This window comes from Photobacterium aquae, from assembly GCF_001029445.1.
Taxonomy (GTDB): domain Bacteria; phylum Pseudomonadota; class Gammaproteobacteria; order Enterobacterales; family Vibrionaceae; genus Photobacterium; species Photobacterium aquae.
On sequence record NZ_LDOT01000012.1, the window covers coordinates 117335 to 137835 of the forward strand.

Below are 20501 nucleotides of genomic sequence, written 5' to 3' on the forward strand. Positions count from 1 at the left end.
AACGCTTAGGAGCAACGATATGGGTCTGTTTGACAAACTTAAGAAGCTGGTTTCTGACGACAACACTGAAGCGGGCGCAATTGAAATCATCGCACCACTATCTGGTGAGATCGTGAACATCGAAGACGTGCCAGATGTTGTTTTCGCAGAGAAAATCGTTGGTGACGGTATCGCTATCAAACCTGCTGGCAACAAAATGGTTGCACCAGTAAACGGTACTATCGGTAAGATCTTCGAAACTAACCACGCTTTCTCTATCGAATCTGACGACGGCATCGAGCTATTCGTACACTTCGGTATCGACACAGTTGAACTAAAAGGCGAAGGCTTCACTCGCATCGCTCAAGAAGGTCAGACTGTTAAAGTTGGCGACACTATCATCGAATTCGATCTAGCTCTGCTAGAAGAAAAAGCAAAATCAACTCTGACTCCAGTTGTTATCTCTAACATGGACGAAATCAAAGAGCTGAACAAGCTATCTGGTGCAACAACTGTTGGTGAAACTCCAGTTCTACGCATCAAGAAGTAATCGACTTCTGAATTGAAAACGCTGCCTGATGGCAGCGTTTTTTTTGCCTGAAAATCAGCCCCACCAGCGAAACTCACTGCACACTTCATAAAAAAATCCCCGACACTGGCCGGGGATTTTTCATAGGAGCTTAATGATTACAGCGCGTTAAGCAGTTCAAGCGAAGGAGCAAAGAAGTAAGCCCCCGTCACCGCCGTAGTAAAGCGCAGTAGCTGGTCGGTTTTACCGTCTGTCTCGCCGTACATGCTCTCTAGCATCACCTCGAAGTTATGCTGGGTATGGCAGTAGGCGATAAACAGCAGGCCGTGATCGCCGCTTACCGTGCCGTATGGCAGGCTATGACGGACAATCTTCAGGCCCTTACCTTCTTCTTTAATATCAACACGGCCAACATGAGACGCAGCAGGAACATTCTCTAGCTCTACCGAGTCAGGCTTGGTACGGCCAATGACTTTCTCCTGAGCTTGAATATTCAGGCGATTCCAAGCCGGTAGGTTGTGTACAAAACGCTGGAGCATGACAAAACTACCGCCGGCGAACTCACCGTCTTTGATCACGGCAACGTCCTGGCGCGCTTCCAGAGTGCTTGGGTTCTCGGTACCATCGATGAAATGCGTCATGTCGCGCGCATCAAGGTATTTGAAACCGTATGTTTCGTCCATCACCTCAAGCTGATCGGCAATCGGCTCCATAAACTGACGCAGTAATAGGAAGTTCAGATCATGACGGCTTGAGTTCAGGTGAAGCAGAATATCGCCACCGGTAGCAGGCGCGGTCACATCCCCTTTACCCAACTCAACGAACTCGGTTAGTCCTTCCGGACAACCCTGCTCAAACCCCAGCCAGAATGACTTGCCAAATGCGATACTGGCGCGCAGATCGGCATCTTGCTGTTCATTCAATGTCTTCACCAGTTGATGAACCTGCTGGCACTGCTTGACAACGGCTGCACGATCACCGGTTACCTTAAACACGGTGTAAAGTGCAAACGGGCCAGCGCCTGGCAGAATCAATGGTTGTGAAGTCGCCATAATTAACTCCTAAGTATTTGTTATATGTGCCCTGCCTAACCCGTAGGAAAAATCCCTCGCTCACAGGGCTGGCAGGCCATTTTTAGGCTAAATCTGCGAACGATTATAACGCGGTAACTTATTTTATTGTTGATTATTGTCAGTATTACCGAGTACGGCATTACACGATGCGTCCAAGGCAGCAAGCCGCTATCTGTTCACTGCTGCTTGATTATTCACTCGCTTGTTTGCGGCCTGGCTAACGACAATAAAAAACGCTCCCTAAGGAGCGCCTTCATCATTGTACCCATATGATACTGAGTGGGATTAAACCGTTGTGACGGCCACTTCAAGCTTAACTTGATTGTCGCCATTGTCATCTAGGCCTTCGAATGTCACCGGGGCATCTAAGCCCGTTGACAGGGTTGGTGCGATGATTGTTCGCCAGCCACCGTCATCAAGCCGTTCTTCAACCCGAAAGGCAATCTTTACCGATTCTGCCGATACTTCCAACAGCTCAGCACGGCCAACCAACTCACGCTCATTATCGTTCGCAGAGCCGAAGAATACTGTTTCCTCACCAGGCAGCAGCGACAGCGATGTGTTCACCGATTGGGAACGATCCGAACCTGTCAGCTCGAAATTCACATCCAACAGCCAATCGGCCATCGCTAGCGGGCTTAGTAGTGCACTGAACAGCACCAGCCCTTTACCCCACTCGTTCATACGCTTTACCTCTCTATGGGCTTGTCTGCAAATGTATGCCTAACCCGAGAGCTGCGGAGCAAGTAACTCCCCAACCAAAGAGTGAGAAGCATACTAACAGCCCGAGTCCAACTGAACTCACCATGGGTGAGAAGCAGTTGATGCATTTGCAAAGCACAATCTGTTATATAGGCAGCCAGTAGGATCCATTTCCCCTGCTGCCAAATTATATTTATAAATTTGTTGTTCTTGTGTCTCAGGCCTGCCAACCACATCAGCAGCAAACTTGGCAGACCAATGGCCATTGCTAGGTACAAGTTTTCAGGTATCGGGTAGAGAAGCTCAAGGATTTTAGCTCCTTGTTGGCGACTCGCCCCTGCCATTACAAATACAACCCAACCCTTGGCACTAAATAACATCACCAACCAAAGCAATGGTGAGGGTTTTAACAAGCCATTTTTGTCATAGGCTTCTATTGGATAAAGCACATCTCTTTTCCTATCCATTACTACACGTCTTAGCAATGGTGGTGGCAACATCGTTTTTCAATGATTGGCCAAAGTAATTCGTGCCTTATCTCCACAAAATACTGTCGGAGCGCGACCTGTACGTTGTGCTATTTCTCTGTCTACCTAATCACGATAATCTTTTCATCAATGACTGCCAGCCAAAGAAGAAAATTCTGTGGTTCAACGCACTCTTTTAGCGATTAAGTTGTAGTTAGGATCACGTTTTATCGACGGGATACACACTTTTTTCTAGTTTTATTACAGAAATCGCGACAAAAATGATTATTCAAACAATTGCGACATTAACTCACTTAATCTTTGTTTTTTAATAGAAAATTGCATAAATCGCTCAATTAATATCACATTAATATGTAATTAATAAGCCATTCATAATATGAAATATAATTACTTTTTGTGGGGTTGTGAGCATCTTGAGGTAACTTGGGTATATAATCTCCCCCTAGAATTGCGTCATCGATAACCAAGGTATCCCATCGCCATGACAATAAAAAAATCATCGTCAGCCCCATCCGTAGAAACGCAGCAAGAGGCCCTGCGCATTGCCAAGGCAACTCAGAAAACCGGGCAGACAAAAGAACAAACTAAATTGATCGCACAAGGGATCCAGCACGGCATCGAACAATATAAAAAGCAACAAAAAGCCAAAGCCCGCGAACGAGACAAACTGAAGAAAAAACAAACCAGGGATAAAAACACCTCCGTAGAACCCAATACAACCGATGCCCCCTCGCAGTATTCGGCAAGCACACCACGCCAATCTCTACTGCCGTGGCTATTACTGGCTTTGTCTTGGGTTGGCTTTATTGCCTATACATATCTCTACGGCTAACGCATATACCCAAGTTACCTCAATGTGCAAACTCTACGCATGTGCCATCTAAGGAAGCTTGGGGATACACTATAGGAACATCAAGGATGAACGATCGCTTAACGCCACTCCCCTTTGCCAAGACTCTCACGTTATCTGCAGCCCTATTGCTTGTAGGTTGTGGAAGCCCGCCTCCTGATGCAGGCACAACTTACAAAATCAACCTCCCCTGTGGAGACAAGCCCAACTGCGTCAGTTCCCTCGATACACGGGATGACTACCTTCTCCCGCCATTTCAACTAAGTCCCAAGGGCCTTGCCCACTGGCCTGAGATCCAGCATTTGGCGCTGCAACTGCCCGGCAGCAAACTCGCAGCTGCCAGCAAGGATTATTTTCGGCTGGAATGCACCAGCACCGTATTCCGTTTTGTCGACGATTTTGAAGTTCGCAAGAAAGGCGCGGAGCTGATTGTCCGCTCAGAATCACGCGTCGGTTATTCTGATTTCGGAGTAAACCGTGATCGTGCCGAGCTTTTCCGCCAACTACTCAATCATCACGGTTTCATCGCTCAAGAACCCCAAAACTAACACTTGATAATAATTCTCACTTGTATTTATAATCGTCGTATTGGCGATGAACGAGCGGAGAATCATTATGTCCAGATCCAGTTTCCTCATGTTCAGTATTATCGGTTGTCTATCCATGCTGGTATTGCAGCTAGGGGAACTGTCGCTCTCCAACCAGGGCATGAACCCATCCTCTGCGGTTGAATGGCTACTTGTCGACACCATCTGGCTGGCAATGCTTGCAATCGGACTCTTCCCGGCCCTGACTGCCACAGCGAATAAACACTCTCAAGGATAAGCAAGCCAGCCTCTTCTTCCCCCCTAAAATAAAAGAAACGGCCGTACTACTCAGCACGACCGTCCACTTTATCTCAATAGCCCAGCGGCTAATTGTTATCCTGACCTTGCGATCTGTCTCTGCCCAACGCCAACATGCCTATACAAACCACGGCAACAGCAGCAAAACCCGACAGGATAATCACCGGCATTGCGGCATAACCCAGAACATGCCAAAAAATTGATTCAAACGTACTCATCCTCTCTCCTTTAGCGCTTAGCTACTGCCAGCCTTCAATATTTTTCATATCCGGCAGCTTGTGAGCGATCCCTTTATGGCAATCCACGCAAGTATTGTCACCCGATGCCAATGCCGTAGAGTGCTGCTTGACACTGCGTGTACCCTGCTCGGAAAAATCCATGTACTCGAACTCATGGCAGTTACGGCACTCTTGCGAGTCATTCTTCTTCATCCGCTGCCATTCCCGGTTCGCCAAATGGGCGCGGCGGGCCTGGAATTTCTCTTCGGTATCAATCGTCCCCATCGCATGGGCCACCAGCTCTTTGGATGCCTGCACCTTGCGGATCATCTTATCCGTCCAATTATGCGGTACATGGCAATCAGAACAGATAGCCCGAACCCCCGAACGGTTGGAATAGTGAATGGTTTCGCGGATCTCTTTCACGATCGGTGCGTGGCAACCAGCGCAGAACTCCTCCGTATTGGTCGCTTCCATCCCTGTATTGAATGCTCCCCAAAACACCAGGCCGCCGATAAAGCCCATGAACAAAACCAACCCCACCGCCACCTTGCTCGGCGACATGAAACGTCGCCAGAAGGATTTCAATAATTTCATAGCATGCCTCTCTCGTCGGGTTAGTTCAGCGAATCAACACGCTTGAAATTGTTCTCGACCAACGGCTTGGCATCGGCCTGCGGTACATGGCACTGCAAGCAGAAATAACGCGACGGTGATACATCCGACAACACCTGCCCCTCTCGCGGTGATTGGTAGTGGGTCACGCTGATCTTAGTCGCCCCCATCTCATTGGCGTTTTTCCAACTATGACAAGCCAAGCATTTATTCGCATTGAGCGAGACTTCATAGTTACGGACCGTATGCGGGATCAACGGCGGCTGGTAGACATAGTCACTATCAATCACCCCCTGATCTCGGGGAAAACGCTTCATTGGATCAGCCGGACGGGTCTCCTCAAGCTGGGTTGCCCCGCGCAGTGACTCAATCCCCCCCGTTCCACCTGGGTTGTCGAGTTTTTCGCTGCCATGGGCAGCACCTGTCAATACCATGCCCAGCGCCATCACCGCCAAAACAAGTTGTTTCATTGTATTCTCCGCCATTTGGCTACATTCAGGTAAAGGTCGGGCGGCCTGCGCCACAGGCAGGCTGCCACCTTGTTATTTATCGCTAACTTAGATCTTGCTGATCTTGATTGGACACTTCTTGAAGTCGGTCTGCTTGGAAAGCGGATCCGTCGCATCCAGAATCAGCTTGTTGACCAAGATCCGCGCATCGAAGAAAGGCACGAAAACCAAGCCAACTGGCGGGCGGTTACGGCCACGGGTTTCAACCCGACAGCGAACCTCACCACGGCGGGATTGCAGCAGCACCTCGTCACCACGGCGCAGGCCGCGGGCACGGGCATCCTCCGGGTGGATATAGCACAAGGCATCAGGCACCGCCTTGTAGAGCTCGGGAACTCGGCGCGTCATGGTACCTGTATGCCAGTGCTCCAGTACCCGCCCAGTACACAACCATAAGTCGTAATCCTTGTCAGGCACCTCTGGCGCAGGCTCGAACGGAGCAAAGATAATATTGGCCTTGCCGTCTTTATAACCGTAGAAACGGAACTTTTCCCCCGCTGGAACATAAGGATCAGAACCTTCAGCAAAACGCCACTGGGTTTCCTTACCATCAACCACAGGCCAGCGCAGGCCGCGTACTTTGTGGTACATGTCATAAGGTGCCAGATCATGGCCGTGACCCCGACCAAAGCTAGCGTACTCTTCAAACAAGCCTTTCTGGATATAGAACCCCTGAGCCTTGGCATCATCATTGAGCGGCTGAGCTTCAGAGAGCGGGAACTGATCTACCTGACCATTACGGAAAAGAACGTCATACATGGTCTTGCCGCGATACTGCGGAGCCTTGGCCAGCAGCTCTTCGCCCCACACCTCTTCAATCTTGAAGCGCTTGGAGAATTCCATCAGCTGCCACAGATCCGATTTCGCCTCGCCCTGTGACGGAACCTGCTGATACCATGCCTGAGTACGGCGCTCGGCATTCCCGTATGCCCCTTCTTTTTCAACCCACATCGCGGTAGGCAGAATCAAATCAGCAGCCTGGGCGGTTGCCGTCGGGTACGGGTCGGAACAGACAATAAAGTTCTCAGGGTTGCGGTAGCCAGGCAGGCGCTCGGTATTGATGTTCGGCCCCGCCTGCATATTGTTGTTACACATCACCCAGTAGGCATTGAGCTTGCCGTCCTTGAGCATACGGTCTTGCAGAACCGCGTGGTAACCCGGCTTCGGCGGGATCGTCCCTTCCGGCAATTTCCAGATCTTCTCGGCGATAGCGCGATGCTTGGGGTTCGCCACGACCATATCGGCAGGCAGTCGGTGAGCAAAAGTACCAACCTCACGCGCCGTTCCGCAAGCTGATGGCTGGCCAGTCAACGAGAATGGGCTGTTGCCCGGCTGGGAGATCTTGCCCGTCAGTAGGTGAATGTTATAGACCAGGCTATTCATCCACACGCCGCGGGTATGCTGGTTCATCCCCATCGTCCATAGCGACATCACCTTTCGGTCAGGATCAGCATACTGCTTGGCAAGTTCGATCAGCTTGTCCTGCGCGACACCTGACATCTCGGAGGCCTTTTCTACCGTGTACTCGGCAACCGAGGCCTTGTACTCTTCGAATGTCATCGTGTACATTTTGCCCGAGTTAGGGTGCGCCGCTTTCAACTGCAGTGGATCATCATCACGCAGGCCATAGCCGATATCGGTCTCGGCACGCTTGAAATGCGTGTATTTGTTGACGAAATCCCAGTTCACCGCATCGTTTTGAATAATGTAGTTAGCGATAAAGTTAGCGATGGCCAAATCGGTCTGCGGCTCGAACACCATACCGTTGTCAGCCAGTTCGAACGAACGGTGGGTGTAGGTCGACAGCACATTCACCTTGACGTGCGGGTGACTCAAACGGCGATCAGTGATACGCGTCCACAGTACCGGGTGCATCTCTGCCATATTGGAGCCCCACAGGACAAACGAGTCTGCATGTTCGAAGTCGTCATAGCAGCCCATCGGCTCGTCGATACCGAAGGTGCGCATAAAGCCTACAACCGCCGATGCCATACAGTGGCGGGCGTTCGGATCAATGTTGTTTGAACGGAAGCCCGCCTTCATCATTTTCGATGCCGCATAACCTTCCATTACAGTCCACTGACCGGAGCCGAACATGCCGACCCCTGACGGCCCCTGCTTTTGGAGCGCGTCCTTCCACTTCTCGGCCATGATATCGAAGGCTTGATCCCAAGAAACAGGCTGGAAATCACCATTCTTATCGTACTTACCGTCTGTCATACGTAGCATCGGTGTCTGCAGACGATCCTTGCCATACATGATCTTGGACAGGAAATATCCCTTGATACAGTTAAGGCCACGGTTTACCGGGGCTTCAGGATCCCCCTGAGTGGCAACAACGCGGCCATTCTGAGTCCCGACCAACACCGAGCAGCCCGTTCCACAAAAACGACAAGGCGCTTTGTCCCACTTAATTTTGGTTTCATCAGAACTAACGATTAAGTTAGTGGCCGATGCAGGTAGTGTGATCCCTGCGACGGCAGCAGCCGATGCGGCGGCATTTGCTTTCACAAATGCACGTCTTGTCATTTTCATGAATCTTCCTCAGATTGCGAGTCAAAATGTTCGATTTGGTGGTAGACCAAAAAAGTATTTAACACGTGTTCTAAATTATTGATTTTATCGATCGTCTCAGTCACAAAGCCCTGGTTCTCGGTTTCCAGCACCACGATGACCTTCCCCTCTTCGCTGTCGCCGTATATCTCTGCGTTGGGCAAAGCCGCAATCTGTGCCTTCACCCCGCTCAGGTATTGCGGCTTAATATGGACAACCAAGCTTGAGATATGTACTTCTTGCAATGCCATTGCTATTCCTCTTCCTGCTCTTCGAACACCATGGTGATAGCCGATACCGGGCAAACCGACACGCAGGCACCACAACCGGTACAACTTGAACTATCAAGCTCAGGTAGGGCGACACCACCAGGCTGGAGCCTGAAACGGATCGCCATCACTTCGCACATATCGCCGCAACTCCGGCATTCGATCTTCTGATGGGCCAGACACCCCTCACCGATTTTGGCCACGATTGGCCAAGCCGCCTCGGTCTGCGGGCGGAACAAGTGCTCCGGACAAGACTCGGCACAGCGATAACAGAATGTACATTCGCCACGACCGAAATCGACGGCCGGAAACCCACCGTCACCCTTTGCGATAATCTGGGTCTCACACGCCTCCACGCAGCGGTTGCACCGACTACATCGCTCGCTAAACTCCGCTTCGCTGATCACCCATGGCATCCGCGGCAAGTCTGGGGTACGCCGGCGCATAAATAAGCGACGGCGGGAACGATCAAACATTGACATCATCCTTAGTGAAAGATTATGAATGTATTAAGCACTACGGATTGGCAGCCTACTGCAAGGAAAGAGCATGTCACCCGGAAACACAGCCTCGGCCAGCAATAACCATTAACAAGCTGTCATTTTTTTACACAGCAAGTGTAAATCCCGTAATAAATGCTTAAATACCCAGTTAGGGGTAATTGGAGGGGTGGTTTGTTTTGGATCAATAAATCAAAATGATGCAGCTCACACTATAAACAAGCCAGCAAGACCCGCTGGCCTCAATCACAACAAAATAGTCATATAACCAATATCCCCTTACATCACTATAGTTGACGCGTGGCACCATCCACTGCGCCTCGCCATACCAAAAGGAAAACGCGTGAAAGACCGGCCGCTCAAGCCTGTGACCAGCACTATTGCCCGTGCCATGCTGGTGATACTGCTGCTCTCTGTCGCCACCACCAGCTTTGCCCTGCTAACGCTGGCCTCAAGCCTCAATGACGCCGAGGCCGTCAATGTCTCCGGCTCGCTCAGAATGCAAAGTTACCGACTCGCCTATGACATCGAGACCGGTTCGGTGAACCTGCCCACACATCTGGACAAATTCGAGCGCTCGTTGTTTGCACCGTCAATGGCCGCTCTCGACCACTGGACCGTACCCGGGGACATCAAGCTACACTATGGCGATCTCATTGCGCGATGGGACAACCTCCGCCCACTGCTCGATAACGGCAACGAGCGGCAATTCCTTGCCGAAGTCGCTAAATTCGTTGACCGTATCGACGTGTTTGTTTTCGAATTACAAGAGTTTTCAGAGATAAAACTGCAAGTCCTATCGATTATCGGCGGGCTCGGGCTAACCCTCATTCTGCTCTCGGCACTCTTTACCATTCACTTTACGCAGAAAAAAATCGTCCAGCCGCTAAACCAACTGGTCATGGCCAGCAAGCAGATCCAAAATGGCCAGTTCGATCTCCAAATCACTATAAAAAGTGACAACGAGCTCGGTTTGCTCGCCGAAACCTTCAATAATATGGCCGCAGAATTAGGCAAGCTCTACCGCAACCTCGAAAACAAAGTCGATGAGAAAACCCGTCGGCTACGTCAGGCCAACGACTCGCTACAGGTACTCTATGATTGCTCTCAGGAACTCAAAGCCAGTCGGCTGAGCTCAAGGAATTTCGCTGCGATGCTCGACACCCTGCTGAGCATTGAAGGACTCACCGCGACAAAATTGATCATCGAAGAGAGCTGCGGGGCTAATACCGAGATCCTCTCCGGCGAACCGACGGCGCACAACTGGCACTATCAGGATCTCGAAATTGACGGCCAAATTCTCGGCCAACTATGGTGGCAATATACCCTGCCGTGTCCCGACAAAAGCCTGATCGAGAATATCAGCCGCACCCTTGCGCGCGGGATTTATTACAACCGAGCCCAGAAACAAGCAGAGCAATTACTGCTGATGGAAGAGCGCGCCACCATTGCGAGGGAGCTCCATGACTCGCTGGCTCAGTCCCTGTCGTACCTGAAAATTCAAGTCACCCTGCTCAAGCGCCAACTTGGCCAAGATGACCAAGACAAGCTAATGGGCATTATCGGCGACATAGACAGTGGGCTATCGGGGGCATATACCCAGCTCCGCGAGTTGCTCAGCACCTTCCGCCTGACCATCAAAGAGCCGCATTTTGGCGAGGCACTGGCCGAAATGCTAAAACCACTGGACGAGCAAAGTGATGCCCTGCTGATTATCGACAACCAAATTTCATCGCTTAACTTGGATGCCCATCATCAGGTCCATTTGCTCCAACTGATCCGCGAAGCGGTACTCAATGCAATCAAGCATGCCAAGAGCGATGAGATTGTCGTAACCTGTACTCAGCACGGCGATGAGATAAGTATCAGTATCAAAGACGACGGGCTCGGATTTGATCCACACAACGAAAAGCTCAACCACTATGGCCTAGCCATCATGGCAGAACGAGCATCACGCCTTAACGGCGAACTAAAGATTGAAACCAGCCAGGGCAACGGCAGCGAGATCACCCTGCGCTTTACACTGGCATCCCAAGGATAATAACTATGACGTGTTGGAAAATAATGATTGTTGATGACCACCCGCTGATGCGCCGTGGGATCAGCCAATTGCTCAGCTTTGAAAGTGACTTCACCGTCGTCGGCGAGGCCAGTAACGGGGCAGAGGCCGTCCAGCTGGCGGTGGAAAAAGAACCGGATCTGATCTTGCTCGATTTGAATATGAAAGGTATGTCGGGGCTTGATACCCTCAATGCCATGCGGGCCGAGGGGATTGAAGCGAGCATCGTCGTCCTGACCGTTTCCGACAGCCGTTCGGACATCCGGACTCTGATTGCCGCTGGGGCTGATGGCTACCTGCTCAAGGATACTGAGCCCGACCAGCTTATCGCCCTACTACGAATGGCGCTATGCGGCGGCAAAGCCTACAGCGAACAGGTGCGCGAATTCCTCGATAACGGTACGGATCAGGCCAATTTGCTCGACACCCTTACCGACAGGGAGACCCAGATCTTGCAAGAGGTTGCCAAGGGTCACCGCAACAAGCAAATCGCCGATACCCTGTTTATCTCAGAAGCCACGGTGAAGGTACACATGAAGAGCCTGCTCAAAAAACTGCAGGTCAAGTCGCGCACCGCCGCAACGGTACTGTTTCTGGAATCGCAGGGACAATAATGGCAATTGTCCGCAACAATCAAACAAACACCGAGCCAAAAACTAAAAAACCGCGCTGATGCGCGGTTTCGTGGCCCGTACGCAGGTTTTATCCTGCATCGGTACCATCGACAACAAATGCTTAGTGGGACAGTGAAGAAATAATATCTTGCTCGCGAGATTCCACCCACTGGAGATCAAAAGGCCCCCAGTCACTGAGTTGATAATAACCATCGTTGTGGCGTCGACCATCCTGAATAAAAGACAATTCAATACCAAACCCCGGAAGGGCTTTTAATACATCCTGAATAGTACGACGTGGCCAACCAGTAATTTCAATCAATTTAGGGACATTCGGGCGCTCTAAATGCTCAACCAGTAGAGCAAGATAAAGACGACGGGCAAAAACCGGATTCAGTTCCATTGAGACCTCCATAATCTAAGGATTTTTATTATTCCGACTTCTCCCGCTAGGGTGTTGAGTTTGATCAAGTTGAGGTGGGATTTCGCAATGACATCTGAAGACGAAAGTGATCAAGATCTCACTTTTATGGCGATTTAATAAGCAGAACACAAGAAAACAACAAATAATCAATAAGTTGATTTATCGGACAATATTATCAACAACCAACTTCGGGGCCCAATCTAACCATGTCCCCCGAAGAAAAACATGACACAAACAGAGTTAGAAGCAATGCCCAGCAGGAAAAACCTCAAAGGCGATCTAGGTGAAACGAGACAACGGGCACCCGTTGCGCCTGTTGAGGATTCCCGCTATAAAGGGAGACCAAGTTCACAAAACAAGTCAGCCTACAAAAATGAATACAATTGCCTACGGAATCAAGAACTGCGACACCATCAAGAAAATGAAGAAATGGCTGGAAGCTGAAGGGATCGAGTACCGCTTCCACGACTACCGCACGGACGGCCTAGACCGCGACATGCTGGAAAAATTTGAAGCAGCTGTAGGCTGGGAGGCAATGGTGAACAAGCGCGGTACCACCTACCGCCAACTGAGCGACGAGCAGAAATCCGGTCTTGACCAACAAAGTGCCATTGCACTGATGCTGGAGCACCTAGCGATGATCAAGCGCCCGCTGCTGGTACACAACAACCAGTACCATCTTGGTTTCAAACCTGATCAATACCACGCTATTTTCAAAGACAAGTAATAAAGGATACAAGGATGTCAGACAGCCCCGTTATTTCGTTGGCAAAAGACCTTATCAGTCGTCAATCGGTAACCCCGGAAGACGCAGGTTGCCAGGATGTGATGATTGCGCGCCTTGAGCAGCTCGGCTTCACCATCGAAACCATGGTTTTCGAAGATACCACCAACCTATGGGCTCGCCGCGGCAGCGAAGCACCGCTATTTGTATTTGCCGGCCATACTGATGTAGTACCCGCGGGCAATCCGGACAAATGGCACACGCCGCCGTTCGAGCCAACCATTATCGACGGCTACCTACACGGGCGCGGGGCGGCAGACATGAAAGGCTCTCTGGCCTGCATGATCGTTGCTATCGAACGCTTCTTGGCTGAACACCCGGATCACAAGGGCTCCATCGCCTTGCTGATCACTTCCGACGAGGAAGGGCCATTCATCAACGGTACCACCCGGGTCATCGATACCCTTGAGGCCCGCAACGAAAAAATCGATATGTGTATTGTCGGTGAGCCGTCAAGCACCCGCGAGGTGGGCGATGTGGTGAAAAACGGACGCCGTGGCTCCATCACCGGTGATGTCGTGGTCAAAGGGATCCAGGGCCACGTGGCCTACCCTCACCTGGCCGACAACCCGGTTCACCGAGCCATGCCGGCATTGGCAGAGTTGGCAGCCACCACGTGGGACAACGGCAATGCCTACTTCCCGCCAACCAGCTTCCAGATTGCCAACCTGTCTGCGGGCACCGGGGCCTCGAACGTGATTCCGGGCGAATTCCACGTCCAGTTCAATTTCCGCTTCAGTACCGAGTTGACCGTCGATGACATCAAGCGCAAGGTGCATTCGGTACTGGATGCCCACGGCCTCGACTATGAACTCAAGTGGACCTTCAGCGGCCACCCGTTCTTAACCGACAAGGGAACGCTGCTAGAAGCCGTCGTCAGCGCGATTGAAGAAGTTAATCACCAGCAGCCTGAGCTTCTGACAACCGGTGGCACTTCCGATGGCCGTTTCATTGCCCGCACCGGTGCGCAAGTTGTCGAGCTAGGGCCGGTCAATGCCACCATCCACAAGGTAAATGAATGCGTGAAAGTTGCTGACCTTGAAAAGCTGACAGACATGTACAAAAAAGTGTTGGAAAAAGCCCTTTGAAACTCATTCACCCTACCCATGCTCGGCCCCATACGGCCGAGCAACTCACCGGCCAAGATACCAGCCACTTGGTTATCATCAACCCCGATAGCGGGCAATTGGTGCACCAAGAAATGGCTCCGGCGATCCAGGCCTTGCAGGATGCCGCCAAACAGGCAGGATTTGACATGCGGCTGGCCAGCGCCTTCCGACCGTTTGACCGCCAACTGTGGATCTGGAACAACAAGTTCACAGGCCAGCGCCCTATTCTCGATAGCAACAGCCAGCCGCTGGAGCCAGACTCCCTGACTGATCTGGAAAAAATCCATGCGATTTTACGCTGGTCGGCCCTGCCGGGGGGCAGCCGCCACCACTGGGGGACGGATGTCGACGTCTATGCCGCCAACTGCCTGCCCGACGGTACTTCACTGCAATTGGAACCGTGGGAGTACGAGGCTGGTGGCCACCAGCACACCTTTGCCCAATGGCTGCATCAGACCATGCCTGAATATGGTTTCTACCTGCCCTATGCCAAAGAACGGCAAGGGGTCGCATGCGAGCCTTGGCATATCAGCTACTTTCCCGTGAGCCGGTACCTACTACGCCAACTCAGCCCCGACCTGCTCAAACGCACACTTAGCCACAGCGATATCGCCGGAAAGTCGCAGATCCTCGAAAACCTTGATAGTCTGTATCTAAAGTACATTGAGAATATCTGCGAGGTGTAAATGGAATGGCTACTCAACCCGTGGGTGATCAGTATCATCGTGGTTGCGGTGGTGGTCAGCAATATTGCAGCGCTGAAGTACACCGCCCATATGAAGTTCGGCCAACACGGAAAAGTGAAAGGCACCCATGAGAAAAACAAACGCGAGCAGGAGCTAGACGATCTCATCAGCAAACAGGCCGAGAACGACCAAAACCTCCGCCACAAAAACCAGTCATAAAAAAATCCCCAGCCGAAAGGCTGGGGATTTCAATTCTAAGCAGCAACGCATCAACGAACGCAAATGCATACTTGTAATACCGCTATCGCGCTAATTCCGCCGAAATCCTTATCTCTGATAACGAAGGATTTCTAAGTCAGCCTTGTGAGAACAAAGCGCAAGCGCGGAGTTTACGAAGCACGTTTACGTCCCCTACACGCTTGATGGCTAGCACGCAGTCAGAATCAGTGAGAACAAAAAGAAAGCACGGAGTTTATGACCATAAATGAGTACTTTCGATGCCGTTATCGCTGATTCTGACACAGTGATAGATATTAAGCGCGGGATAGGTAGTCTGCTACTCCCACCCACTTATAACTTGTCAGCTCTTCAAGCCCCATCGGGCCACGAGCATGCAACTTCTGGGTCGATACAGCCACTTCTGCACCTAGGCCAAATTGGGCACCATCTGTGAAACGTGTTGACGCATTCACGTAAACTGCAGCTGATCCTGCGGCATTGACGAAACGCTCGGCGGCGTTCAGGTCATTGGTCATGATGGCATCTGAATGGCTGGCATTGTGCTTGCGCATGTGGGCGATGGCTTCGTTGACATCGGCGACCACTTTGACGCCAAGGGTATAGCTTAGCCATTCGGTATCGAAGTCACCTTCTGCGACCGGGCGTAGGTTCGCGGCCTTGCCATCCAGCCAATCGAAGGCTGACTCATCTGCAACGAGGGTCACCTGACTGGCATTCATGCGCTCGGCCAAACGCGGCAGGAAGGTTTCTGCCACTTTCTCGCTAACAAGCAGGGTGTCGAGTGCGTTGCAAGCTGATGGGCGCTGCACTTTGGCATTTTCGACGACATCTAGCGAGCGAGTCAGATCGGCACTGTCATCCACATAAATGTGGCTAATACCAAAACCACCGATAATCACTGGGATCGTGCTATTTTCCTTGCACATTTTGTGCAAACCAGCACCACCGCGCGGGATGATCATATCAACGTACTGGTCAAGCTTGAGCAGTTGGGTAACCAGTTCGCGGTCCGGCTTTTCAATGTACTGGACTGATGCTTGTGGCAGATCGGCTTTCTGCAGCGCGCACTGGATCACCTTGACCAGCTCCATATTGGAATGGAATGTCTCGCGGCCGCCGCGCAGAATGCTGGCGTTACCGGTTTTCAGGCACAGGGCTGCGATATCGATGGTCACGTTCGGGCGGGCTTCGTAGATGACCCCTACCACGCCGAGCGGCACACGGCGGCGGCTCAGGCGCATCCCGTTCTCAAGTACCTTGCTGTCCAGCTCGGCACCAACCGGATCATTGAGGCCGATGACATTGCGCACATCAGCAGCAATGCCCGCCAAGCGAGCTTCGTTAAGCAATAGGCGGTCAATCAGGGCATCGGTCATGCCCGCTTCTTTGGCGGCGGCAATATCTTTGGCGTTGGCGGCAAGAATCACCTCGGCATTGGCTTCTAGTTCATCGGCAATAATCGCCAACGCCTGATTCTTCTGCTTGGTCGAAGCGGTGGCCAGTTCGAACGCCGCTTGCTGGGCTGCCTGCCCCATCAATTCTAAATTCATCATCTGTTCCTTTTTCGTACTCGGTTGCTTGGCGTCAGATTACGACAAGGTCATCACGGTGTACGGCCACCGGGCCATATTCGTAGCCCAGTACGCTATGGATATCTTGGCTGTGCTTACCGGCGATCTTACCCAGATCCCGACTTGAGTAACGGCTCAGGCCACGGGCCAACAGCTCGCCTTTGGTATTGTAGATCCGGGCAACTTCGCCGCGTTCGAACTCACCGCGTACATCGGTGATCCCTTTCGACAACAGGCTACTACCGCGCAACTGGACGGCAGCTGCGGCTCCGTCGTCAATCACGATGTCCCCGGCTGGTGGAGGACCAGCAAGGATCCAGCGCTTACGGCTTTCAAGCGGGCACTCAAGTGGCAGGAAGCGTGTCCCAACTGACTCGTCATTCGCCAGATCAATAATCACATCCGGGCGGCTGCCTGCAGCAATGATCACCTCGATACCGGCACGGCGGGCCACGTCGGCAGCCTGCAGCTTGGTCGCCATGCCACCCGTGCCCAAACCACCGACACTGCCGCCGGCGATGCGACGCAGTGTTTCGTCGATCGTATGCACTTCGCGGATCAGCTCGGCATCCGGGTTGTTGCGCGGATCGGCGGTGAAAAGACCTGGCTGGTCGGTAAGCAGCAAAAGCTTGTTGGCACCGGCAAGAATACCCACCAGCGCAGAAAGGTTGTCGTTGTCGCCCACTTTTATTTCAGTGGTCGCCACGGCGTCATTTTCGTTGACGACAGGAATAATCCCGTTGTCGAGCAGGGCCACAATCATATCGCGGGCATTAAGAAAACGCTCGCGATCATCAAGATCGGCGCGGGTCAGCAGCATCTGGCCAATATGCAGGCCGTAGATTTCAAACAGACTTTCCCATTCCTGGATCAAGCGGCTCTGCCCCACCGCGGCCAGCAACTGCTTGCTCGCCATGGTTTTGGGCAGTTCGGGGTACCCCAAATGTTCACGGCCGGCGGCAATAGCGCCAGAGGTCACGATAATCACTTTGTGGCCATTACGGCGCAGCAAAGCACACTGCCTGACTAGCTCAACCATATGAGCGCGATCAAGCTTGAGAGTACCACCAGTCAAAACGCTGGTACCCAGTTTTACAACGATCGTGTGTGATGCGGATTTGACGGCGTGACTGTCATGCACTGCGGCTTTGTCAGCCAGGTCCGTCTTGCGTACATTGAGGGTATTTGTCTCTGCCATGGGGATCTAACAAAAATGATAAATAGACCGTTGTTGTATCACACCCTTTAAAAAGCACAAGAAAAATGCGCCAGTTTGGCGCATTATTCTTCAATCTTTGATCTGTTCCCAACTTAAGCGGCACTACCTAATTCAGGCCCTTCGAGCTCCTTTGCTGCCGATAAAGACAGCTCCAGCTCATCGTGTAACAATCCTTTCAATTTTGGATAGAAATCGTCAAGAGTTTGCAACACTGCCTGTTCATGCTTAGCTGGCACTGGCTCTTTCTGCCATTCACCGGAATCATTGTAGCGACCGAAGAAATACTGGTACTCGAATCCCTGCTCGGTGGCTTGCAAAATCAACCACCACCCCCAGAACTCACGTTCCTCCGGGGCTTTCTTGGCACTAATACAACTCGACAGGCAGTCAAAAAAATAATACCCATCAGACGAATGCTGCTGGCGAAGGTAAGGACCCAATGCCGTAAGCTTGGTGATCAATCGTCCGTGAGGCGGAAAATTTGCCGTCTTTGCAGTAGTCGTCATCCGTCATCTCCATCCCTAGTCATCATCAACGGTTACTCTGCAGCAGGCCCGCTCATCATTGAGTGACGGGGATAAGCCATAGAGTGTATATTCCATTTAAGCTATATTTATCACGATTTGCAACAACTTATTCACAATCGTACCAGTTATAGCCCCACTCTCACGCTATCAGCCTATTCCCCCGGCCGTCACTCCAGCTTTTCCTTGAGCCAGTCCACAGCCATCACCATCGCGCGGTGGTAACCGTCATGCAGTGGCTTGGCCGGTAAAGTCACGGCCTTGCCTCCCCGCGAAGACATCGCCACCAACTGGTTGTCCATCTCGGAACACACCGGATCGCCCTTGAGGCCAAGCCCCAACATCGGCACCTCACTCCGACGACGCCCCAACAGCCCCTGAGTTTTCAGTGACCAGGCCGACAAGTGAGAGATCAGGCTGGTTTTGGAGACGCCGTGCTTACCCAGCCGGGATGCCAGCATATCAAGGTACATCCTCGGCATCGACTCCAGCCGCTTGGCCTCCGCCAAACCACTGTGCAGTACGCCCCCGACGCTCACGCAGGCCTTAAGCCGGGTCGGCTCGAGAAAACCGAGTCGAATCGCCGCGTTACCCCCAAACCGAAAACCAAGCATGGCCACCCGGGTATGGTCAACCCAAGGCACCTCTTTGATCTGCTGGAGCAGAGCCTGATGCAACCGGCTGGTATCCTCGGTCAAAGACCAGTGGCTGCTGTGCCCGACAGACGGCATATCCAAGGTCACCATAGCAAAGCCGGCAGGACCAAGATACTTATGGTACAAACGCCACAAATCCGATTGGAGGGTATCAAGACCGCCACTCACCACGACGGTGGGCAACAGCTTGTCTGTACGGGGAAGGTGGATGAACGCCTGAAAGGTCTTGTTTTCATATTTGATGTCAATGGTCCGCATCTGGTGCGGCATGTACTCCATCGCATCACGGTAGGTCTGGTTGGCCTGCACCTCAGCCTGTGCTGCCAGCGCATCGCCTTTGAGATGCGGGTAGGCCGCGATGCTATAGTGCATACTGGCATTGAGAAGCTCATTGGCAGCTTCCTCGCCCCGTCCCTGCTCAATAAGATACCGGGCCACTTTTTGGTGCTCGCCGCCAAGCTGGCTCCATTCGTAGACCCAGTTACCCGGCTTATAACCAATAACCGTATCCAAGAGATCATCGCGGGTTCGCGGGGCGTCCGAATTCGCCATGCGAGAGAAAACCGCTTCCATCTCAATCGGATCGATCCCCTGCCAGATCCACTGCGGACGGCGCAGTATTCGATACCAGCCATGTTCGCTGTCACCGTCGAGGGCATTATGAACAGGCATATCGGCAAACCCTGCCAGCTTCACCAAACTGGAGGTTTCCTTACTGGTCTGTCGTGGGGCAAATAACTTCTCGGAAAGATTAACTTTGGACTGTTCGGACACGATAGACTCCATCAATTGTGGTTCCGCCAACAGCCTGACAAGACAGGTAAACAGTGCACCGGCCGAACAGTGGCCGGTCAGAACGGCGGAATTTCCAAATAATACTCAGAGTATATCACCCATACCCCGCCGTTAACGCTACCGGTATCAAACGGCAGGCAAGAAAAAGGAGCCTTGCGGCTCCTTTTTTCGTATCTCGGCGTAAATCTCAACAACGGTTATTTTTTGCCTAGCGGCTCAACAAACGTTACCGCCATGTCCCATGGCTGCTCAATCCATGTATCTTGAGGGATATCAACCACGTAATCATCAACAAGATGCTTACCGGCCGGCTTGGCGCATACCGTTACAAATTTAGCTTTCGGGTACATTTGGCGGATCATCTCTGCCGTACCGCCAGTATCCACAAGGTCATCAACCACGATAAAGCCTTCGCCGTCACCGTCAGCCTGCTTAAGTACTTTCATGTCACGCTGGTGATCATGGTCGTAGCTTGAGATACAAACGGTATCAACGTAACGAATGCCAAGTTCACGGGCCAGGATTGCCGACGGGACCAAACCACCACGGCTTACCGCAATGATACCTTTCCACTGGTCTGCAGGAAGTAGCTTCTCAGCTAGCTGGCGGGTATACATCTGCATGTTATCCCAGGTAATGATGAACTTATTACTCATATCCGATGAACCTCTGAGTCAGCGGCCAGGCCGC

25 protein-coding genes are annotated in these 20501 nt (G+C 51.9%); 10 read left to right on the forward strand and 15 right to left on the reverse strand.

Annotated features, from left to right (window positions below; genetic code table 11):
* The first annotated feature begins 19 nt into the window (after positions 1–19).
* Complete coding sequence (crr, locus tag ABT56_RS10285; protein ID WP_047878772.1) at positions 20–529, forward strand: PTS glucose transporter subunit IIA; 510 nt, start codon at positions 20–22, stop codon at positions 527–529.
* A 137-nt stretch (positions 530–666) separates the two neighbouring features.
* Here the strand turns inward: crr and ABT56_RS10290 are convergent, their stop codons facing one another.
* The 3 genes from ABT56_RS10290 to ABT56_RS10300 all read right to left on the reverse strand — a co-directional run bounded on the left by ABT56_RS10290 (position 667) and on the right by ABT56_RS10300 (position 2750).
* Positions 667–1560, reverse strand: a complete 894-nt coding sequence (locus tag ABT56_RS10290) for a Dyp-type peroxidase (protein WP_047878773.1) — start codon at positions 1558–1560, stop codon at positions 667–669.
* Positions 1561–1866: 306 nt separating this feature from the next.
* On the reverse strand, positions 1867–2265 hold the full coding sequence (locus tag ABT56_RS10295; RefSeq protein WP_047878774.1) for a hypothetical protein: 399 nt from the start codon (positions 2263–2265) through the stop codon (positions 1867–1869).
* Between the two features lie 5 nt (positions 2266–2270).
* Entirely contained in the window at positions 2271–2750 is a 480-nt protein-coding gene (locus tag ABT56_RS10300; RefSeq protein ID WP_240478291.1) for a DUF2919 domain-containing protein, read from the reverse strand.
* Positions 2751–3252: 502 nt separating this feature from the next.
* On the opposite strand from ABT56_RS10300, the gene ABT56_RS10305 reads away from it, so the two are divergent.
* From ABT56_RS10305 to ABT56_RS10315, 3 genes are all read left to right on the forward strand, one after another.
* Positions 3253–3603: a DUF2956 domain-containing protein gene (locus ABT56_RS10305; protein WP_047878775.1), complete on the forward strand. Its 351-nt coding sequence runs from the start codon at positions 3253–3255 to the stop codon at positions 3601–3603.
* Between the two features lie 86 nt (positions 3604–3689).
* On the forward strand, positions 3690–4169 hold the full coding sequence (locus ABT56_RS10310; protein WP_047878776.1) for a DUF1499 domain-containing protein: 480 nt from the start codon (positions 3690–3692) through the stop codon (positions 4167–4169).
* A gap of 67 nt (positions 4170–4236) precedes the next feature.
* A complete protein-coding gene (locus ABT56_RS10315; protein WP_157037815.1) occupies positions 4237–4446 on the forward strand; it encodes a hypothetical protein in 210 nt (69 codons plus the stop codon).
* Positions 4447–4534: 88 nt separating this feature from the next.
* On the opposite strand, the gene ABT56_RS23555 is transcribed toward ABT56_RS10315, so the two are convergent.
* The 6 genes from ABT56_RS23555 to napF all read right to left on the reverse strand — a co-directional run bounded on the left by ABT56_RS23555 (position 4535) and on the right by napF (position 9106).
* Positions 4535–4684 (reverse strand): TIGR02808 family protein, encoded by a 150-nt coding sequence (locus ABT56_RS23555; protein WP_084722212.1) that lies wholly within the window; start codon positions 4682–4684, stop codon positions 4535–4537.
* A gap of 21 nt (positions 4685–4705) precedes the next feature.
* Positions 4706–5281: a NapC/NirT family cytochrome c gene (locus ABT56_RS10320; RefSeq protein ID WP_047878778.1), complete on the reverse strand. Its 576-nt coding sequence runs from the start codon at positions 5279–5281 to the stop codon at positions 4706–4708.
* Between the two features lie 20 nt (positions 5282–5301).
* On the reverse strand, positions 5302–5769 hold the full coding sequence (locus tag ABT56_RS10325; protein WP_047878779.1) for a nitrate reductase cytochrome c-type subunit: 468 nt from the start codon (positions 5767–5769) through the stop codon (positions 5302–5304).
* A gap of 87 nt (positions 5770–5856) precedes the next feature.
* A complete protein-coding gene (gene napA / locus ABT56_RS10330; protein ID WP_047878780.1) occupies positions 5857–8343 on the reverse strand; it encodes a periplasmic nitrate reductase subunit alpha in 2487 nt (828 codons plus the stop codon).
* Entirely contained in the window at positions 8340–8612 is a 273-nt protein-coding gene (locus tag ABT56_RS10335; protein WP_047878781.1) for a chaperone NapD, read from the reverse strand. Before ABT56_RS10335 ends, napA begins: the two co-directional genes overlap by 4 nt.
* Before the next feature lie 2 nt (positions 8613–8614).
* A complete protein-coding gene (napF, locus tag ABT56_RS10340) occupies positions 8615–9106 on the reverse strand; it encodes a ferredoxin-type protein NapF (protein ID WP_047878782.1) in 492 nt (163 codons plus the stop codon).
* Positions 9107–9473: 367 nt separating this feature from the next.
* Here napF and narQ point away from each other — a divergent pair, with 367 nt between their 5' ends.
* Entirely contained in the window at positions 9474–11171 is a 1698-nt protein-coding gene (narQ, locus tag ABT56_RS10345; protein WP_047878783.1) for a nitrate/nitrite two-component system sensor histidine kinase NarQ, read from the forward strand.
* Positions 11172–11176: 5 nt separating this feature from the next.
* Positions 11177–11803: a response regulator gene (locus ABT56_RS10350; RefSeq protein WP_047878784.1), complete on the forward strand. Its 627-nt coding sequence runs from the start codon at positions 11177–11179 to the stop codon at positions 11801–11803.
* A 121-nt stretch (positions 11804–11924) separates the two neighbouring features.
* Here the strand turns inward: ABT56_RS10350 and ABT56_RS10355 are convergent, their stop codons facing one another.
* Positions 11925–12206 carry a winged helix-turn-helix domain-containing protein gene (locus ABT56_RS10355; RefSeq protein ID WP_047878785.1) on the reverse strand — a complete coding sequence of 94 codons (282 nt, stop codon included), beginning with the start codon at positions 12204–12206 and terminating at the stop codon, positions 11925–11927.
* A gap of 394 nt (positions 12207–12600) precedes the next feature.
* On the opposite strand from ABT56_RS10355, the gene ABT56_RS10360 reads away from it, so the two are divergent.
* From ABT56_RS10360 to ABT56_RS10375, 4 genes are read left to right on the forward strand one after another with little or no spacing between them, the layout of a single operon-like run.
* Positions 12601–12954 carry an ArsC family reductase gene (locus ABT56_RS10360; RefSeq protein ID WP_047878786.1) on the forward strand — a complete coding sequence of 118 codons (354 nt, stop codon included), beginning with the start codon at positions 12601–12603 and terminating at the stop codon, positions 12952–12954.
* Between the two features lie 14 nt (positions 12955–12968).
* Positions 12969–14099 carry a succinyl-diaminopimelate desuccinylase gene (gene dapE / locus ABT56_RS10365; protein ID WP_047878787.1) on the forward strand — a complete coding sequence of 377 codons (1131 nt, stop codon included), beginning with the start codon at positions 12969–12971 and terminating at the stop codon, positions 14097–14099.
* Positions 14096–14806 carry a M15 family metallopeptidase gene (locus ABT56_RS10370; protein ID WP_420835124.1) on the forward strand — a complete coding sequence of 237 codons (711 nt, stop codon included), beginning with the start codon at positions 14096–14098 and terminating at the stop codon, positions 14804–14806. The genes dapE and ABT56_RS10370 overlap by 4 nt, the downstream gene beginning before the upstream one ends.
* Positions 14807–15025 carry a DUF2897 family protein gene (locus ABT56_RS10375; RefSeq protein WP_047878788.1) on the forward strand — a complete coding sequence of 73 codons (219 nt, stop codon included), beginning with the start codon at positions 14807–14809 and terminating at the stop codon, positions 15023–15025.
* A gap of 314 nt (positions 15026–15339) precedes the next feature.
* Here ABT56_RS10375 and ABT56_RS10380 read toward each other — a convergent pair whose 3' ends face one another.
* The 5 genes from ABT56_RS10380 to gpt all read right to left on the reverse strand — a co-directional run bounded on the left by ABT56_RS10380 (position 15340) and on the right by gpt (position 20467).
* Positions 15340–16596 carry a glutamate-5-semialdehyde dehydrogenase gene (locus tag ABT56_RS10380; RefSeq protein WP_047878789.1) on the reverse strand — a complete coding sequence of 419 codons (1257 nt, stop codon included), beginning with the start codon at positions 16594–16596 and terminating at the stop codon, positions 15340–15342.
* Positions 16597–16630: 34 nt separating this feature from the next.
* Positions 16631–17815, reverse strand: a complete 1185-nt coding sequence (gene proB, locus ABT56_RS10385; protein WP_084722213.1) for a glutamate 5-kinase — start codon at positions 17813–17815, stop codon at positions 16631–16633.
* Between the two features lie 113 nt (positions 17816–17928).
* Positions 17929–18342 carry a sigma factor-binding protein Crl gene (gene crl, locus ABT56_RS10390; protein ID WP_047878790.1) on the reverse strand — a complete coding sequence of 138 codons (414 nt, stop codon included), beginning with the start codon at positions 18340–18342 and terminating at the stop codon, positions 17929–17931.
* Between the two features lie 188 nt (positions 18343–18530).
* On the reverse strand, positions 18531–19790 hold the full coding sequence (gene frsA, locus ABT56_RS10395; RefSeq protein WP_084722214.1) for an esterase FrsA: 1260 nt from the start codon (positions 19788–19790) through the stop codon (positions 18531–18533).
* A 218-nt stretch (positions 19791–20008) separates the two neighbouring features.
* Positions 20009–20467, reverse strand: coding sequence for a xanthine phosphoribosyltransferase (gene gpt / locus ABT56_RS10400; RefSeq protein ID WP_047878792.1), 459 nt, complete (start codon positions 20465–20467; stop codon positions 20009–20011).
* Positions 20468–20501 lie beyond the last annotated feature (34 nt).

Excerpts from the sequence above, each read along its gene's own strand:
- gpt (WP_047878792.1), bottom strand. The coding sequence starts at position 20,467 with ATGAGTAATAAGTTCATCATTACCTGGGATAACATGCAGATGTATACC.
- ABT56_RS23555 (WP_084722212.1), bottom strand. The coding sequence starts at position 4,684 with ATGAGTACGTTTGAATCAATTTTTTGGCATGTTCTGGGTTATGCCGCA.
- ABT56_RS10325 (WP_047878779.1), bottom strand. The coding sequence starts at position 5,769 with ATGAAACAACTTGTTTTGGCGGTGATGGCGCTGGGCATGGTATTGACA.
- ABT56_RS10375 (WP_047878788.1), top strand. The coding sequence starts at position 14,807 with ATGGAATGGCTACTCAACCCGTGGGTGATCAGTATCATCGTGGTTGCG.
- napF (WP_047878782.1), bottom strand. The coding sequence starts at position 9,106 with ATGTTTGATCGTTCCCGCCGTCGCTTATTTATGCGCCGGCGTACCCCA.
- napA (WP_047878780.1), bottom strand. The coding sequence starts at position 8,343 with ATGAAAATGACAAGACGTGCATTTGTGAAAGCAAATGCCGCCGCATCG.
- ABT56_RS10360 (WP_047878786.1), top strand. The coding sequence starts at position 12,601 with ATGAATACAATTGCCTACGGAATCAAGAACTGCGACACCATCAAGAAA.
- ABT56_RS10335 (WP_047878781.1), bottom strand. The coding sequence starts at position 8,612 with ATGGCATTGCAAGAAGTACATATCTCAAGCTTGGTTGTCCATATTAAG.
- crr (WP_047878772.1), top strand. The coding sequence starts at position 20 with ATGGGTCTGTTTGACAAACTTAAGAAGCTGGTTTCTGACGACAACACT.
- ABT56_RS10295 (WP_047878774.1), bottom strand. The coding sequence starts at position 2,265 with ATGAACGAGTGGGGTAAAGGGCTGGTGCTGTTCAGTGCACTACTAAGC.
- ABT56_RS10380 (WP_047878789.1), bottom strand. The coding sequence starts at position 16,596 with ATGAATTTAGAATTGATGGGGCAGGCAGCCCAGCAAGCGGCGTTCGAA.
- dapE (WP_047878787.1), top strand. The coding sequence starts at position 12,969 with ATGTCAGACAGCCCCGTTATTTCGTTGGCAAAAGACCTTATCAGTCGT.
- ABT56_RS10315 (WP_157037815.1), top strand. The coding sequence starts at position 4,237 with ATGTCCAGATCCAGTTTCCTCATGTTCAGTATTATCGGTTGTCTATCC.
- crl (WP_047878790.1), bottom strand. The coding sequence starts at position 18,342 with ATGACGACTACTGCAAAGACGGCAAATTTTCCGCCTCACGGACGATTG.
- ABT56_RS10310 (WP_047878776.1), top strand. The coding sequence starts at position 3,690 with ATGAACGATCGCTTAACGCCACTCCCCTTTGCCAAGACTCTCACGTTA.
- ABT56_RS10290 (WP_047878773.1), bottom strand. The coding sequence starts at position 1,560 with ATGGCGACTTCACAACCATTGATTCTGCCAGGCGCTGGCCCGTTTGCA.
- ABT56_RS10320 (WP_047878778.1), bottom strand. The coding sequence starts at position 5,281 with ATGAAATTATTGAAATCCTTCTGGCGACGTTTCATGTCGCCGAGCAAG.
- ABT56_RS10355 (WP_047878785.1), bottom strand. The coding sequence starts at position 12,206 with ATGGAACTGAATCCGGTTTTTGCCCGTCGTCTTTATCTTGCTCTACTG.
- ABT56_RS10300 (WP_240478291.1), bottom strand. The coding sequence starts at position 2,750 with ATGGATAGGAAAAGAGATGTGCTTTATCCAATAGAAGCCTATGACAAA.
- ABT56_RS10350 (WP_047878784.1), top strand. The coding sequence starts at position 11,177 with ATGACGTGTTGGAAAATAATGATTGTTGATGACCACCCGCTGATGCGC.
- ABT56_RS10305 (WP_047878775.1), top strand. The coding sequence starts at position 3,253 with ATGACAATAAAAAAATCATCGTCAGCCCCATCCGTAGAAACGCAGCAA.
- proB (WP_084722213.1), bottom strand. The coding sequence starts at position 17,815 with ATGGCAGAGACAAATACCCTCAATGTACGCAAGACGGACCTGGCTGAC.